The sequence below is a fragment of the Comamonas sp. FG99 genome (genome assembly GCF_057808605.1).
Map to the genome: position 1 here is coordinate 123,863 of NZ_JBMDII010000002.1, position 15,472 is coordinate 139,334.

13 protein-coding genes are annotated in these 15,472 nt (G+C 64.5%); 2 read left to right on the forward strand and 11 right to left on the reverse strand.

The window, feature by feature from the left end; genetic code table 11:
- Positions 1-5 precede the first annotated feature (5 nt).
- The 11 genes from ACODRX_RS02030 to ACODRX_RS02080 all read right to left on the reverse strand — a co-directional run bounded on the left by ACODRX_RS02030 (position 6) and on the right by ACODRX_RS02080 (position 10,774).
- Complete coding sequence (locus ACODRX_RS02030; protein WP_488869505.1) at positions 6-908, reverse strand: LysR family transcriptional regulator; 903 nt, start codon at positions 906-908, stop codon at positions 6-8.
- A gap of 54 nt (positions 909-962) precedes the next feature.
- Positions 963-1,796, reverse strand: coding sequence for an amidohydrolase family protein (locus ACODRX_RS02035; RefSeq protein ID WP_488869366.1), 834 nt, complete (start codon positions 1,794-1,796; stop codon positions 963-965).
- A 44-nt stretch (positions 1,797-1,840) separates the two neighbouring features.
- Positions 1,841-2,530 (reverse strand): fumarate hydratase C-terminal domain-containing protein, encoded by a 690-nt coding sequence (locus ACODRX_RS02040; protein WP_488869367.1) that lies wholly within the window; start codon positions 2,528-2,530, stop codon positions 1,841-1,843.
- Positions 2,524-3,459: a fumarate hydratase gene (locus ACODRX_RS02045; protein ID WP_488869368.1), complete on the reverse strand. Its 936-nt coding sequence runs from the start codon at positions 3,457-3,459 to the stop codon at positions 2,524-2,526. Before ACODRX_RS02045 ends, ACODRX_RS02040 begins: the two co-directional genes overlap by 7 nt.
- A 13-nt stretch (positions 3,460-3,472) precedes the next feature.
- On the reverse strand, positions 3,473-5,212 hold the full coding sequence (locus ACODRX_RS02050) for an L-aspartate oxidase (RefSeq protein ID WP_488869369.1): 1,740 nt from the start codon (positions 5,210-5,212) through the stop codon (positions 3,473-3,475).
- A 1-nt stretch (position 5,213) separates the two neighbouring features.
- On the reverse strand, positions 5,214-5,558 hold the full coding sequence (locus ACODRX_RS02055) for a succinate dehydrogenase/fumarate reductase transmembrane subunit (protein ID WP_488869370.1): 345 nt from the start codon (positions 5,556-5,558) through the stop codon (positions 5,214-5,216).
- Positions 5,555-5,890 carry a succinate dehydrogenase gene (locus ACODRX_RS02060; protein WP_488869371.1) on the reverse strand — a complete coding sequence of 112 codons (336 nt, stop codon included), beginning with the start codon at positions 5,888-5,890 and terminating at the stop codon, positions 5,555-5,557. Before ACODRX_RS02060 ends, ACODRX_RS02055 begins: the two co-directional genes overlap by 4 nt.
- A 1-nt stretch (position 5,891) precedes the next feature.
- Positions 5,892-6,626, reverse strand: a complete 735-nt coding sequence (locus ACODRX_RS02065) for a succinate dehydrogenase/fumarate reductase iron-sulfur subunit (protein ID WP_488869372.1) — start codon at positions 6,624-6,626, stop codon at positions 5,892-5,894.
- A 216-nt stretch (positions 6,627-6,842) separates the two neighbouring features.
- Complete coding sequence (gene dsdC, locus ACODRX_RS02070; protein ID WP_488869373.1) at positions 6,843-7,793, reverse strand: DNA-binding transcriptional regulator DsdC; 951 nt, start codon at positions 7,791-7,793, stop codon at positions 6,843-6,845.
- Between the two features lie 21 nt (positions 7,794-7,814).
- Positions 7,815-9,167, reverse strand: coding sequence for a D-serine ammonia-lyase (gene dsdA / locus ACODRX_RS02075; protein WP_488869374.1), 1,353 nt, complete (start codon positions 9,165-9,167; stop codon positions 7,815-7,817).
- Between the two features lie 32 nt (positions 9,168-9,199).
- A complete protein-coding gene (locus tag ACODRX_RS02080) occupies positions 9,200-10,774 on the reverse strand; it encodes a GntT/GntP/DsdX family permease (protein ID WP_488869375.1) in 1,575 nt (524 codons plus the stop codon).
- A 237-nt stretch (positions 10,775-11,011) separates the two neighbouring features.
- On the opposite strand from ACODRX_RS02080, the gene ACODRX_RS02085 reads away from it, so the two are divergent.
- Together ACODRX_RS02085 and ACODRX_RS02090 are read left to right on the forward strand one after the other, a co-directional pair.
- The gene (locus tag ACODRX_RS02085) at positions 11,012-12,526 is read left to right on the forward strand and encodes a beta strand repeat-containing protein (protein ID WP_488869376.1); all 1,515 of its coding nucleotides are present in this window, start codon (positions 11,012-11,014) and stop codon (positions 12,524-12,526) included.
- A gap of 131 nt (positions 12,527-12,657) precedes the next feature.
- A complete protein-coding gene (locus tag ACODRX_RS02090) occupies positions 12,658-15,468 on the forward strand; it encodes a glycoside hydrolase family 19 protein (RefSeq protein ID WP_488869377.1) in 2,811 nt (936 codons plus the stop codon).
- Positions 15,469-15,472 lie beyond the last annotated feature (4 nt).

Genomic DNA, 15,472 nt, shown 5'->3' on the forward strand with positions numbered 1-15,472 from the left:
GGCTGTCAGCCCGAGGCGCTGTTCTTCATGGGCTCGCCCTTGTCGGCGCACACGGCCTGCAGCGCCTGCAGCAACAGCCGCGACAGATGCGCCCTGGGGTTCTCCCTGGGCACCAGAATGCCCAGGCGGCGCGTCACGGTCGGCGAGCCGAACGGGATGACGCGGATCGTCGCAGGGAATTCATTCCTCACCCCGCGGGCCGGCACGACGGATGCACCCAGGCCGTTGGCGACCATGGCGATGACGCCTTCCAGGTTGTCGATTTCCATGGTCGAGCGCACCGTGATCTGCCGGCGCACCATCTCCTCCTGCACCAGATGCCCCACGCGAGCCGAGCGGTTGAAGCGGACGTACGGCGTCTGCTCCAGCACCTCCTGGTCGCTGCCGCCCTTGACCGAGCGATGCGCGATGACGACCAGCTCCTCCTCGACGAAGGGCAGGAAATCCAGGTCCGACCGGAGCAAGTCCGGCTCGGTCACGATCGCCACGTCCAGCTGCCGGTGGCAGACCGCGCGCTCCAGATCGTGCGTCAGCCCGGTCGTGACATGCACCTCCAGCCCGTGGCCTTGCCTTTGCAGGTGGCGCAGCGCCAGCGGCAGCACGCCCGATGCGCAGGTGTGCACGCTGCCCAGCTTGAGCAGGCCGGCCGCGGTGCCGCGCTTGAGCGAGGCGCTCATGCTCTCCCAGTGCGTGATCAGATCCCGCGCCCTATGCACCAGCGCCAGGCCCGCATCGGTGAGCACCGGCGGGCGGCGGCTTCTATCGAAGATCGTGATCTCCAGCTCTTCTTCGAGGGCGCGCACCTGCATGCTGACCGCGGAAAGCGACAAGCCGATCCGGTTGCCGGCTTCGGCAAAGCTGCCGCAATCGGCAATCGCTATCAGCGTATACAGCGTCCGGATGTCCATCATGCGAGGCTTGCCTTCTTGAAAGTCATTGGAGAGGAAATGTAGCCTCTTCGCCTAGATGCCCAGCAGTCTTTGCGCATTGCCTCCCATGACCTTCCTCAGGTTTTCAGCGCTGATCGGCAGCTGCTCGAACCATTCCTTGTAGCCCCGCACCGGACAGAACGGGAAGGAGCTGGCATAGAGCATGCGGTCCGAGAGAAAACCGTCGGCCGCCTTCACGTACTCCTGCCAGCCGGGCATGCGCGAGAAGTACATGTCCGGCGAGAGCCAGAGGTTCTGCCGCCGAAAGCCCAGGTGCAGGATCTCGTTGACCCAGGGCCAGCCGCCGTGCGCGACGACGACGTTCAGCTTCGGGAAGTCCGTGAGGACCCGATCGGTGCGAATCGGATCCGAGTAGCTCAGATCCGGGCCCGCCGTGCCACCGACCATCATGATCACCGGCACGCCGATGTCCTCGCAGTGGCCGTAGATGGGGTACAGGCGCCGGTCGTCCGCATGCATCGGCACCGGGTAGGAACCCGGCTCGATGTTGATCAGCCTGAATCCGTCCTCGATCGCCTGGTTGATGGTCTGGCAGGCCTTGCGCCGGTCGGTCGGATCGATCGAGGCCGCGCCGATGAAGCGGCCCGGGTGCGCCGCCACGATGCCGCGCACGTCTTCGTTGGGCACGCTCCCGAGCACCCCGGCCAGCCGGCCCACGACCACGCCGCGGTCGATCTTCGCGGCGTCCATCTCGCGCAGCAGCAGCTCCATCGATTGCTGCTGCGCCGCCGGCGAGGGCTCGAAGCCCACGGTGCGGGTGAAGCCGTCGCGGCGTTCGCCGGCCGCGTACATCAGCGTGTCCAGGAATCCGCCCACCGGCGGCCTGAGCCTAAAGTCGATGATCATTGGCATGTCTCCTCGGTTGTGCAGGTGCTGGCGCCGGCTTGCACCTACATCACCTCGTCCTTGCGGTTGTCGGTTTCGCCATAGCGGTGCAGCGCGGGCGGCTTGAGTCCTGCGTACAGCTTTTCGATGCCCGCATTGATGGTCTCGGCATGCTGCGCGAAGAGCGAGTTGCCTTCCAGGTCGCTTTCCACAATGAACGGGCCGAAGTTCTCGACGTCGAACAGCCACATGGCCTGGGCAATACCGAGCTCGTCCAGCCAGTGCACCGCGCGCACGCGCTTGATGCCCCGGCCCAGCAAGGCGCCGGTGCCGTAGCCCACGGTCGTCAGGTAGATCGCGCCGCCCGGCGCCAGCACCCGCTGGTAGTCGTCGGCCGGCATGCCGCCCTTGCCGATCAGGATGCGGCAGTCGGTCTGCTCCAGCCAGCGCGGGATCCACTTGGAGAAGCGGAACGACGCAGTGGCGGTGACCGCGCCCACCTTGTAGCCGCCCCGGCCATCCGGCGCCGCGGCCGGCGAGCAGTGGAAGTTGACGTTGCTGATGGAGCGCAGGTCCACCGGCAGCGGCAGCCCCTGGTCCAGCACCTTCCCATAGACGCCCTCGCGGGCCGTATAGACCACGCCATTGAGGTAGACGGCCGAGCCCAGTTCGAGCCTGGCAATGTCCTCGCGCTTGGCGGGCAGGTCGAGGTGGAACACCTTGATGCCGTCGCTGTTGTTGTCGCTGCTTACCATTCGACCGTCTCCCGGCGCATGTAGGGGGTGAACCACCGGGGATCGGTGCGGTACTCGATGGCCCCGTTGGCATGGATCCGCGCGGTGGCGCGGCGCGAAGACAGGCAGAAGGTATGCAGGCTGATGGGCATGCCGCCGGTGTGCGTGTAGCCGCACTCGATATGGCAGTCCACCACCATGCCGGAGCCCACGAAGCCCATCGCGCCCATGCCGATGGAGTTGCCCAGCTGCATCAGCTCCAGCTCCAGCTCGGCCACCTTGGGGTCGGGGTTGCGCTCGCCCACGGTGCGCAGGCAGGCGGCCTGCTTGCCCAGCTGCATGCAAGTGTCCTTGGAGCCGCCCAGGCCGATGCCGACGATGGCCGGCTGGCAGGCCAGGCCGCGCTTGCCGAAGGCGATCAGCGTGTCGAGCACGAAACGCTTGATGCCGTCGATGCCGTCGCCCGGGAACAGCATGCGGTAGTCGGTGCCGAACAGGCCGCCCTTGTGCACGGTGGTGATGTCGATCCAGTCGGCATCGGGCTCGAAGGACCATTCGACCTCGGGCGCGTTGAGGCCGACGTTGTTGTTGTGGTCGGTGCGCCACAGCGGATGCACCCGATTGGGGCGCAGCGGGATGGTGACCGTGGCTTCTGCCGTTGCGTGGCGCAGCGCGCGTTCCACAGCGACGAAGCCGTTCTCGACCAAGGCGTTGTTGCCGACCTTGACGTAGTAGCGCGGCAGGCCGGTGTCGGCGCACATGGGGCGCCGATCCTGGTCGGCGGCCTCCCAGTTGTCGACCATGGCATGGATCACGAAGCGCGGCAGCTTGCCGGTTTCCTTTTTCTGCAGCTCCTGGATGCCTTGCTTGTAGTCGGTAGGGATCTCGATCGCGGCGCGGCGCATGATCTCCAGCGCCGCCTCTTCAACTTTCTGGATGGGAATCTTCATGGTGGGACAGGCCTCAGTTCTGGGGGATGCCGGCTTCGCCTTCGATGAGCGATTCGCCGGGCTTCACGATGTCGAAGGAAACCGGAACCATCTCCAGCTGCACTTCGCCATCCGGTGCGCTCACACGCGTGTAGCAGCTGGTGTGCAGCTCCCCGGGCTCCGGGAAGTCTTCGCGGAAATGCGCGCCGCGGCTGTTCTCGCGCGCCAGCGCCGAGACGGTGATGACCTTGGAGATGTCGACCAGGCTTTCGAGGTTGAGCCAGTCGTGCCAGGTGAGGTTGAAGCGCCGGTCGCCATCGGCGACGCCGATCTCGCGCAGCGCGGCGCGGTGGCCGGCGACGGCCTGCAGCCCATGCTCCATCGCCTCACGGCGGCGCAGCACGCCCACGTCATCCCACATGGTTTGGGCCAGCGCGTCGCGCAGCTCGTGGATGCGCCCAGGCGCCTTGGCGAACGGGTATTCGGCGCGCTCGATGCCGCGCGTGATGATCCGCTGGTCCGGGTCGCGCCAACGGCCCTCCTTCGCGACGTAGGCGGCCATCGAATCTCCGGCAATCCCGCCAAACACGGTGGAGTTGGCCACGCCGTTGCCCCCCAGGCGGTTGGCGCCGTGCACGCCGCCACAGTCCTCGCCGGCCGCGAAGAGGCCTGGCGATGCGGTCGAGCCATCGACGTTGAACTCAACACCGCCCATCAGGTAATGCGCCGTCGGCACCACCTCGACCCTGCCGCCCGCCAGATCGAAGCCGCAGTCCTTGCAGCGGTTGACCATGCCGGGAAAGGTCTTGGCGACTTTCTCCGGGCCCAGGTGGCTCATCTGGATGTAGACCCCGCCCATCGGTCCGGTGCGGCCGGCGCGCATCTCCGCGTAGATGCCGCGGCTGACCACGTCGCGCGTGGCGCGCTCGCCGCGCTTGTCGTAGTTGGCCATGAAGCGCTCGCCGGCGCCATTGAGCAGGTAGCCCCCGGCCCCGCGCAGCCCTTCTTCGAGCACCGTACCCGTCATCCGGGTGTCCGGGCCGCCGAGCAGGCCGGTCGGATGGAACTGCACCATCTCCATGTCGCGCAGCTTCAGGCCGTAGCGCAGCGCCATTGCCAGGCCGTCGCAGGTCTTGTCGCCCGAGGGCGTGTGGTAGCGGTACATCGTGGGGCCGGCGCCGGTGGCGAGCAACACCGCCTTGGCCTGGATGAACCGGTAGGTACCGGTGCGCATGTCGATGAACAGCACGCCGGCGATGCCCGAGCCGTCGGCCGCGGGAATCAACTCGATGGCGCGGTGCTCTTCGAGCTCCTCGACATCCAGCGCCCGCACCTGCTCCATCAGGCGGTTGATGATCTCGATGCCGGTCAGGTCGGCCTTATGCACCGTGCGGTCGAAGCTTTGGCCGGCAAAGGCTTTCGAGTGCAGCGAGCCATCGGGGTTGCGGTCGAAGAAGCAGCCGATCTCGTTTTCCAGCTCCCGCACCCGCTCGACCGCGCCTTCGACCAGCCGCCAGGCCAGATCCTGGCGCGGCAGCCACTTGCCGCCCTCGATGGTGTCCATGAAGTGGCGCTCCACCGAGTCGCCCGCGGCCAGGGCGACGTTGTAGCCGCCCTGGACCATGCGGGTGCAGCCGCACTTGCCGAGCAGGCCCTTGACGGTCACGGTCACCCGCAGCAAGGGGTTGGCCTTCTTGGCGTGCAGGGCCGCGAACAGGCCGGCGCCGCCGGTGCCGAGCACCAGGATGTCTGTCTTGTGATTGTCGATCTGCATATCAGATCACTCCCGCAATGAAAACCAGGCCGATCGCCATCGACGCGGCGAAACCCCATCCGATCCACGCGATGCGCGCGTTGCGCGTCGAACTCCACGGCAGCAGTTCGAGCGCCAGCAGGCGCAGGCCGAAAAACATGTGCAGCGTGAGCAGCAGCACCAGGCCCCATTCGCCGAACTTCATCGCCGGCATCTCGGCGAGCTTCAGGAAGCCATCGAGCCGGGCCTGCTCCAGCGCCAGCGCGAGCACGTAGAAGTGCGCGGGCAGGAACAGCGCCAATGCGAGGCCGGAGAGGCGGTGCCCCAGGAAGGCCCAGTAGGCCTGGTGGTTGCGCGCGGACTTCATTGCGCGAGCCCTCCCACTGCCGCGACCGCGCGCAGGCCCAGGATGAGAAGCGCCACGCCGAACACCAAGCCGACGGCGGAGGCGGCCGCCCGGCCAAGCCGCAGCCATTCGATCAGGATGCTGCGGATGCCTATGGGCACGTGGATGGCCACGCTCAGCACGAACAGGCCGTAGAAGAAGATCCAGAACCAGTTGCCCTGGGTGCGCGCGAGGATCTCTGCCGCGGTCAGTCCGCCACGCACCGCGTAGAGAATGAGCCCGACGTGCACCAGGACGAAGGGGGCCATCACCATTGCCGTGAGGCGCTGGAGCGCAAAGAGGCGAGCTTCCATGTCAGTCCCCCTTGAGCAGGCTCAGGATGGAATTGCGCTTCAATCCGGCGATGCTGCCCGTGGGACTGAGGCTGACCGGGCAGTGCTGCATGCAGCTGCCCTGGGTGTGGCAGGAATTGCAGCCGCTGCCGGAAGTGGCCTTGCGCAGCACGTCCTTGGGATCGGCGTGGCGCTCGTCGTTGAACAGCGTCCACGCCCTGTTGAGGGCGGCGGGCCCGAGGTACTCCTTGTCCCAGGACACCACGTCGCAGGCTGCGTAGCACACGCCGCAGTTGATGCATTCGATGGCCGCGTCGGCGAGCTTGCGCTTCTTGCTCTGGGGCGAGACCAGCGCCGGCGGATCGTTGCGCGTGGCGGTGCCGACGAAGGTGTTGCCCGCGCGCCGCCACTTCTGGAAGAACTCGCGCATGTCGACGACCAAATCCTTGATGCGCGGCATGTTGCGCAGCGGCTCGATCACGATCACGCCCCCCTCCTCGACCCGACTCACATGGGTGCGGCAGGTCCAGCGCGGCTTGCCGTTGACCGTCATCGCGCACGATCCGCAGACGCCGACCCGGCAGGCGAAGCGGTAGGAGAGGCTGGGCTCCTGCGTGCGCTGGACCTCGGTCACGACGTCCAGAACCGTCTGGTTCTCGCGCCAGGGAACCGAGTAGGTGGAGAAACTCCCATCCGCTACCCCGCGGGCAATCCGGACCGTGAGCTGTCTCTGCTTCGTGGGTGTTGTGCTATCCATTTTTTCTGCCTTCTGGCGATGTGGGACGCCATGGGCAGAATTCTGAAAGTTGCAATCAAATGAAGCAATATGATTTAAGTTGATATTTTTTGAATCTAATCCAGGCCTCCGCAGAGCGTATGGGCGCAACGGCCTGAATTCGGCATCGATGCATGTTCAAGCAAGGGCAAGAACGCGGGCAGCCCGGGCACGGCTTGGTGCCGGCCCGCGCCCTGTTCATGCCTCGCCGGCCTGGGCCGCGCACTCGTGCAGCCAGCCGGTGAAGGCGCTCAGGCGCCTTGGCAGCGGTGTGCGGGGCGGATACACAAGGTAGTAGCCATGCTCGCGGGCATCGATGAAGCCGCCGAAGGGCAGCACCAGCTCGCCGTTGGCAATGCGGTGCCGCACCAGCTGCTCCCTGCCGATGGCGATGCCGGCATCATGGATGGCGGCCACCACGCAAAGATCCGAACGCTCGAAGGTGATCAATCTTTCAGGCAGGTGCTCGCTGGCCCCTGCGGCCTGCGCCCAAAGCTTCCACTCGGCATCGAAGGAGGCATCCTCCCAGGCCTGCACATCATGGAGCGCCGTGCATGAGGCAAGCGCCTGCAGGCCTGCGGACAGCCCGTGCTTGCTGGCATAGGCCGGGCTGCAGACCGGCGCGATGCGTTCGGGCATCAGCTTCTCGCTCGCCAGGCCGGGAAAATCGCCGTTCGAGTAGGTGAGGAACAGGTCGATATGCCGGGTGCGGTAGTCGACCCGCTCATTCCCCACCCGGATGTCGAGCTGTACCTCGGGATAGCGCTCGCAAAACTGCGCCAGGCGCGGGGTCAGCCAACACTGGGCAAACGACGGCCGCACGAACACCGCCAGGCGCCCGGCAATCGTGGTACGGCTGCGCTCCTGCAAGGCTTCGGAGAGTCCGTCCATCGTCTCTTGCATGATCAGGAAGATCCGCTCCCCATCCTCGGTCAGCCGGACCTGCCGTGGCAGCCGGTCGAACAGCGTGAGCTGCAGCGCATCCTCCAGGCGCGCGATGCGGTGGCTGATCGCGCTGGGCGTCAGGCAAAGCTCGTTCGCGGCCCGTGAAAAACTCAGGTAGCGGGCCGCTATCAAAAAGGTATGCAGATTGGCCAGATGGGCTCCATTGAGCTTGGTTCCAGGAGCCGGTTTAGGCTGGATCGTCATCTTGCTACCTTTGGATGCTTGTCAGCGCATGCTGCCCGCGGCCGAGCGCCCTTTGGCAAGATACGCCGAATACTCTGCGGGCGGAACCATGCTGCCGCCGGTGGCCCAGACCAGGTGCGTGGCTTGCCGCAAGCGGGCAGGAGTCATGGCGATGCGTGCGAGATAGTCCTGGTCCCGCAGTACATGACCGATTCCCGGGATGCCCGCCACCGCCGAGGGCTCAAGCTGCAGCCCCTGCAGCTCATGGATCAGCGCAAGATACCGATAAAGCTCACTGTCGGCAACCGTGTAGTAGCCATCGATCAGGCGCTGCATGGCCTTGCCGACGAAACCCGACGGGCGCCCCACGGCAAGGCCGTCGGCCGCGGTGATGTTGTCGATCCCGAAGTCATTCACGCTTACCTCGTCGTGCAGGCCCGTGTACACGCCCAGCATCATGCATGGAGAATGGGTGGGCTCGGCGAATATGCAGTGCACTGCATCGCCAAAGACGAGCTTGAGGCCAAAGGCGACGCCGCCGGGCCCGCCGCCCACGCCGCAGGGCAGGTAGACAAACAGGGGGGAATCCTCGTTCACCGCGATGCCTGCCTGCTGCAGCTGAACCGCCAGGCGTTCGGCGGCGACGGCATAGCCCAGGAACAGGTGCGGCGAATTCTCATCGTCGACGAAGTAGCAGGATGGATCGCAAGCCGCCTGGCGGCGCCCCTCCTCCACCGCGACGCTGTAGTCATTGGCATATTCCACGACTTCGACGCCGCTGGCACGCAGCTTGTCCTTCTTCCACTGCCGCGCATCCGCCGACATATGCACCGAGGCCTTGAAACCGAGCTTGGCGCTCATGATGCCTATCGACAGGCCCAGGTTGCCCGTCGAGCCCACCGCGATCCTGTGCTGGCCGAAAAAGTCGCGCGCCTGGCTGCTGTCCAGGCAGGAATAGTCCGACTCCAGGGTGAGCAGCCCGGCAGCCAGCGCCAGGTCTTCGGCCCGCTTGAGCACCTCGTGAATACCGCCCCGGGCCTTGATCGAGCCGGAAATCGGCAGATTGCAGTCGGCCTTCAGCCACAGCGAGCCCAAAGGCTGGAGCGATTTCTCCACCGCCAGCGCGTTGTGCAGCCGTTGGAGCGGCAGGATTTCCGACTCGATGATCCCGCGCTGGGCCGCGGTCTGCGGGAACACCTTTGCCAGATAGGGCGCAAACCGCGCCAGGCGGGCGCTCGCGCTGGCCACATCGGCCGCGCCCAGGCCCACATCGCCTAGCGCCTCGCGCGCAGGTGCGATGGCCGGGTTGAACCAGCGAGTCTCCTCAAGGCCGATCAAGTCCGCGATCAGCGGGTGGCTGTCGCACCATTGTGCGATGGTCTTTCCATGAATCATTTCCATCTCCTGTACCTCTCGATGCGCCTGGCCTACACAAACCTGGCGAGCAGCAGAACCAGCCCGAGCGCGGTCACCGACGCAACCACCGTTGCACCCGAGAACTTTGCCAGCGCTTCAGACAAGGAGATCCCCAGATACTCCTTGACGACCCAGAATGCCGAATCGGTGATATGCGTCCAGCCAATCGCGCCCGCACCGATGGCAATCACGAGAATCTCGCGGCTGTACTGGGGATTCTGACCCAGCATCGGCAGCACCATGCCGGCCGCGCTGATCATCGCCACGGTTGCCGATCCGACGGCGAAGTGCATCAGGCCGGCGATGAGCCATGCGAGCACGATGAGGTTGATCCGGGAGTTGCTCAAGACATCGGCCAGCGCCTTGCCGATACCGCTGCCCACCAGCATGTCGTTGAATGCGCCGCCGGCGCCGATGATCAGCAGGATTGCCGCCAGAGGGGGAAAGCTGCGGCTGGTCAGCTCAAGCAGTTGCGGCAGGGTACGGCCACGGTTCAGCCCCAGGGACCAGTATGCAAAGATCACCGACAGGGCCAGCGCGATCAGCGGATTGCCGAAAAAGGAGGCCCACTGGTGGGCGGCGGAGCCTGCCGCCAGAACCGTCGCCGCCAGGGTCTTGCCCACCATCAGCACCAGCGGCAGCAGCACCGTCGCCATGGTGATCATGAAGCCTGGTTCGCCCTGCGCACCTGCTTGCGCAGTCTCGCGTTCATCGAGGAAGGCCTGTTGCGCCGCAGGCGGAATCCGGCTGCAAAACAGCCTCACCCACAGCGGACCGGAAATCACGGCCGTCGGCAGGCCAACGATCAACCCATACAGGATCACCTTGCCGATATCGGCATGGAGCATGCCGGTGATCGCCGTCGCCGCGGGGTGCGGCGGCAAGATGCAATGCACCACCATCAGCGAAGTGGCCAGCGGCACGCCCAGGAACAGCATGTTGATCCGGGTTTGGCGGGCCACCACGTAAATCAGCGGGATCAGCAGCACAAAACCGACCTCGAAGAAGACCGGAATGCCGGCAATAAACCCAACGAGCATCATGGCCCAGGAAGCGTTCTTGGGCCCCAGGGCTCCGAGCAGCGTGGTTGCGATCCTTCTTGCGCCGCCAGACTCCTCCAGCAGCTTGCCCAGAATACTGCCCAGGCCGATGATGCCGGCCAGGAAGCCCAATGTGCCGCCCATGCCCTTTTCGAAGGCGGCAATGATGGCGGTGGGCTCCATCCCGGTGCCTACGCCGACCAGCAAACTGGCACTCATCAACGCCAGAAACGGGTGAACGCGGAGCTTGCCGATCATTAAAACAATGAGGGCTATTGCAGCCCCCAAAACAGCGAGTGACGACGTAGCTGTCATTTTTTCCATCTCCTTATTTATGCCGCGGACCGCGACTGTGCTGGTTGGCGATGGATTAAAGAGCATGTGCTGCCCAATGACAAACGATGGATCGTCACTGCATAGATGATTGCAATTCACGTGAGCAAGCGCCGCCTTGCGGCCAAGGATTTGCTTGCTCGCAGCCCGGCGCATGGAAGCAAAGGCAGTGGAAATCACCAATGCACTACATAACCAAACATTATTAATCATGGGAAAATATCATTTTATTAAATATTTTATTCAATCAAATCGCGAGATATCCAGTATTGAATAATTAATCAAAATCATGAGCCACAAAATACCGCACATCAACAACAAAAAATGTCAACAATGCTCTGAACAAGCAGAACCCAACCTGACATCATAGAAAATGATTTTTACAAGAAAAATATCGATTGCGCATTATTAGTTCACTTTCATTAACTCCATTCAACAATTGGATAATTCATGAAAAAACATTCACCCTACAACATGCGCCGCACGGCACTTTTTGCCGCCTTGGTATTCAGCGGTCTGGCAAGTCCGGCCTTTGCAGCAACCGACGGCTATGGCAACACGGTTGTGGAAAGCAGCCAAACCGGGGGCAATTACACTTGCACGACTCCCAATAGCTGGCTAGCACCGAATAACCACTATTGCAGCGACGACCCATTTGTAGCCACCAATGGCACGAACGACACCTTCGTTGATCCGCGCTCCACTGCCACGGGAAACAATATTAATGGTTCCTATGTTGGAGAAAGTGCCCCGAATGGCTATAGCATCACGACCACTGCACCCAATATCACCATCTACGAAGGGAACGTGGTGCCGTCGTCCGTCACCATTGCTACTGATGGTGCAGGTGGTATTTCTGCGCTATACAAGAACTATGCGGTCGGCGCCACGATCACCACCACCAATGGAGGTGCAGCCTACCTCACCGCCAACAATGCCGACGGCGCAATCTTGAGCAATGACGGTGCATCCACCCTGTACTTGACTCGCAACTCGGCTGATGGGGCAACCATCACCAACAGCGGCGGCAGCACCGCCATCATTGACGGCAACAGCGCAAAGAATGCCTCGATCACCAACAATGACTCGAGCGAACTGTCCATCATTCATAGCGAAGCTGAAGGCGCCACCATTGCGCTGAATGGCGGCACCACCAAGATTTATGGCAGCAATGCGAGCGATGCCACCATAACCGTAGCCAATGGAGCCACCATGATTGTTGGCGACTGCTCGGCCGCCGTAGGCTGCACCGACACCCAGACTTCGGGCTTGAATGGCACTTCATCCATCACCAACTCTGGCAACATCCAGCTGACCGGCACGGTGGATCTGGGTGCCGCAACATTCATCAATAATGCCAGCGGGGTTGTGGATATTTCGAGCAGCACGATTACCAGCACCAGTGCCACATTCACCAACAATGGCGCGATCAATCTAACCGACGGAACCACCACACTCGCCGCAAACGTCTCCGGCCCCGGCTTGGTCAATATCGGCTCCAGCGCAACCCTGGTGGTAGTGCCCGCCAATACCGTGAGCACCACCAGCGCCTTCGCTGCCAACGGCGGCACCCTGCAGCTGACCGCGGACCTGAGCGCCCAGACCGCCAATGCCATGACCGTGGGCTCCACCACCCTGGGGTCTACTCCGGTGACATTCGTCGCCAACTCGGTGAATACCGGCGGCGCGACGACGGGCAAGGGCATCTTGGTGATACAGGTGACGGGGGGCTCCGCGGCATCGGCAGCCGGCGCATTCCAGATGGCCCCTTTCACCAAAAATGGATATACCTATTCGCTGGTTCGGGATGCAAGCGATGGCAACTGGTATTTGCAGTCTGCACCCGCAAGCACCACCACCGGGACCACCGCGCAGCCAGTGCCCACGTTGAGCGAGACCGCAATCGGGCTGCTTGGGCTGCTGGTTGCGAGTCTGGGTATCCTCGGGGTTCGCCGCAAGGGATGAGAATCAAGTCCGCCCGCACTCAGTCATTCGGCCGGGCGGATCCTCCATAGGGGATATATACGGCACACACGCATCCGGCTAGCATAGCCGGACAACCCATCTGTCGAAAAGGGGTTGGGGAGGAGTCCGTGATGCTGACCGACCTTCAACTCGCGCAAATCATGCGCCACGCGTCCCAGCGGCGCCGGGCCCAGTGCCTGGAGCCGCTGAACCGTGCAATGCAGGCTTACCAGATCGACACCAGCCTGCAGCGCGCGGCGGCCTTCGTGGCACAGCTGGGCCACGAGTCTGGCGAACTGCAGTTTCTGGAAGAGCTCTGGGGCCCGACCGCCGCACAAAAGCGCTACGAGCCGCCCGCAGACTTGGCGCGCAGGCTTGGCAATACGCAGCCGGGCGATGGCCGCCGCTTCAAGGGCCGTGGGCCGATCCAGATCACCGGCCGCGACAACTATGCACGCTACGGCAAATTGCTCGGACTCGATCTGCTGGCCCGGCCCGAGCAGGCAGCCGAGCCGGAGGTGGGCTTTCAGATTGCGGGCCTGTTCTGGGAGCGCAATGGGCTCAATGCACTGGCCGACGCGGGCCGGTTCGACGAGATTACGCGCCGCATCAACGGCGGCCAGAACGGCGCGGACGACCGGCGGCGCCTCCATGCCCTGGCGCTGGAAGTTCTGCGCGCAAGCCTGCCCGACCCGGCTGCCGGCCCAGCACAGGCCGCGCGGCCTGCCGCCAAGGCAGCCACCCGGCGCAAAGCTGGGAGAGTCGAACCAGCGGCGGAGCCCGCCGCAGAGGCGCTGCCGCGCGGCTGGGAGGACATCGCAGAAACCCTAGCAGCCGAGCCAAAGACCAGCGGCACGCCCCGCCGTGGCCTGGCAAAGGGCAAGGGTACAGGCGCCGCGCCCGCCCGACGGCTCGACGCCCGGCCAGATACGCTGGATTTTCGCGACCAGATGTATATCCCCACGCTGATCGAGGTGCCCACGCACGTATCGCTGGGCGACTACCTGGACTGCAAGGTACCCATACTCGACCAGGGCGCCGAGGGGGCGTGCACCGGCTATGGCCTGGCCACGGTGGCGCACTACCTGCTGTTGCGCCGGCGCGTGGTACCCGATGCCACGCCAGTAAGCCCGCGCATGATGTATGACCTGGCCAGGCGCTATGACGAATGGCCGGGCGAGGACTATTCGGGCTCCAGCGCGCGCGGCGCGATGAAGGGCTGGCACAAGCACGGCGTCTGCGCCGAATCGCTCTATCCCAGCAACACGGCCAAGATGGTCAGGAAAACCGCCAAGGCCGCAAAGCCGTCCTCGCGCAGTACAGCCAGCGATGGCGGCCTGAACGACGAACGCGTGGCCGACGCGCTGCGCCGCCCGCTGGGCGCCTACTTCCGGGTCAATCACAAGGACCTGGTGGCCATGCATTCGGCCATTGCCGAGGTGGGCGCGCTATACGCCACCTGCACCGTCCACGACGGCTGGTCCCGCGTGGGCGCGGACGGCGTGATCACGCAGTCTTCAGCCGTTCTGGGCGGGCATGCATTCGCCATCGTCGCCTACGACGAGCGTGGCTTCTGGATCCAGAACTCCTGGGGCCCGGACTGGGGCCACGGCGGCTTCGGCCTGCTGAGCTACGACGACTGGCTGGAGAACGGCACCGACGTTTGGGTGGCCCGCCTGGGCGCGCCGGTGACGCTGCGGCGGGCCGAATCCACTGCGGCGGTGCACGCCAGCACCGCCGCGCAGTCCGCCAGCTACTCCTACGCCGACCTGCGGCCGCACATCGTCAGCGTAGGCAACAACGGCGTGCTCAAGGCCGGCGGCGACTACGGCAGTACGCCCGAAGAGCTGCGGCGCGTTTTCGGCGAAGATATTCCACGCGTCACCGAAGGCTGGGGAGTGCCGCGGATACTGCTGTACGCCCACGGCGGCCTAGTGGGCGAGCAGGCCGCCGTGCAGCGTCTGGCCGAATACCGGCCCACGCTCTTGGCGGGCGAGGTCTACCCGCTGGCCTTCATCTGGCACTCCGACTATTGGACCACCATCACCAACATCCTGCGCGATGCCATCAGCCGCCGCAAGCCCGAAGGCGCGCTCGATGCCGCCAAGGACTTCATGCTGGACCGACTGGACGATGCCCTGGAACCCCTGGCGCGCACGCTCACCGGCAAATCCGCCTGGAGCGAGATGAAGCACAATGCCCTGTCGGCCAGCGACAAGGGCGGCGCCGCCGAGCAGGTGGCAGACCTGCTTCAGGCCCTGCGCAAAAGCCTGCCCGCACTGGAAGTGCATATGGTGGGCCACAGTGCCGGCTCCATCCTGCTGGCGCCGCTGGTGGGCCTGCTTGGTGCGCGAGGCATCCCCGTCAAGAGCTGCACCTTGTGGGCGCCGGCCTGCCGGGTCGAGCTGTTCAGCCAGCACTACGTGCCGGCGCTGAAGGACAAGAAGATCGAACACATGGCCATCTTCGCCCTGACCGACAAGGCCGAGCAGGACGACAACTGCGGCCGCATCTACAACAAGTCGTTGCTGTACCTGGTCTCCAATGCCTTCGAGGACCAGGCGCGCATTCCCCTGTTTCGCGACGGCCGCCCCATCCTGGGCATGGAGCGCTTCATCGATCGGAACCTCATGCAAAAGCTGGGCGTGGACCTGGTGATGGCGCCCAACACCGAGCCCGGGGATTCACTCTCGGCCTCCAGCGCCACCCACCATGGCGACTTCGACGACGACCAGCGCACGGTGATGGCCACTTTCCGCCGCATCGCCCAGGCAAGTGCACGAAAAATGGCGTCAACGGCCGCGGCAACGGCGAAGCGACGGACAGGCGCCCCCAAGAGTCAGGCCGGCGATCAGCCCAGGACGGCGCCCGTCTTCAACCGCTCCGAATCCTCCATGCGCGACCAGAGACAGCTGATCGAGCTGAGGACCAAGGCGCTCTAGCCAG

Excerpts from the sequence above, each read along its gene's own strand:
- ACODRX_RS02090 (WP_488869377.1), top strand. The coding sequence starts at position 12,658 with ATGCTGACCGACCTTCAACTCGCGCAAATCATGCGCCACGCGTCCCAG.
- ACODRX_RS02085 (WP_488869376.1), top strand. The coding sequence starts at position 11,012 with ATGAAAAAACATTCACCCTACAACATGCGCCGCACGGCACTTTTTGCC.
- ACODRX_RS02040 (WP_488869367.1), bottom strand. The coding sequence starts at position 2,530 with ATGGTAAGCAGCGACAACAACAGCGACGGCATCAAGGTGTTCCACCTC.
- ACODRX_RS02065 (WP_488869372.1), bottom strand. The coding sequence starts at position 6,626 with ATGGATAGCACAACACCCACGAAGCAGAGACAGCTCACGGTCCGGATT.
- ACODRX_RS02030 (WP_488869505.1), bottom strand. The coding sequence starts at position 908 with ATGGACATCCGGACGCTGTATACGCTGATAGCGATTGCCGATTGCGGC.
- ACODRX_RS02055 (WP_488869370.1), bottom strand. The coding sequence starts at position 5,558 with ATGAAGTCCGCGCGCAACCACCAGGCCTACTGGGCCTTCCTGGGGCAC.
- ACODRX_RS02060 (WP_488869371.1), bottom strand. The coding sequence starts at position 5,890 with ATGGAAGCTCGCCTCTTTGCGCTCCAGCGCCTCACGGCAATGGTGATG.
- dsdA (WP_488869374.1), bottom strand. The coding sequence starts at position 9,167 with ATGATTCATGGAAAGACCATCGCACAATGGTGCGACAGCCACCCGCTG.
- ACODRX_RS02050 (WP_488869369.1), bottom strand. The coding sequence starts at position 5,212 with ATGCAGATCGACAATCACAAGACAGACATCCTGGTGCTCGGCACCGGC.
- ACODRX_RS02045 (WP_488869368.1), bottom strand. The coding sequence starts at position 3,459 with ATGAAGATTCCCATCCAGAAAGTTGAAGAGGCGGCGCTGGAGATCATG.
- ACODRX_RS02035 (WP_488869366.1), bottom strand. The coding sequence starts at position 1,796 with ATGATCATCGACTTTAGGCTCAGGCCGCCGGTGGGCGGATTCCTGGAC.
- ACODRX_RS02080 (WP_488869375.1), bottom strand. The coding sequence starts at position 10,774 with ATGATTAATAATGTTTGGTTATGTAGTGCATTGGTGATTTCCACTGCC.
- dsdC (WP_488869373.1), bottom strand. The coding sequence starts at position 7,793 with ATGACGATCCAGCCTAAACCGGCTCCTGGAACCAAGCTCAATGGAGCC.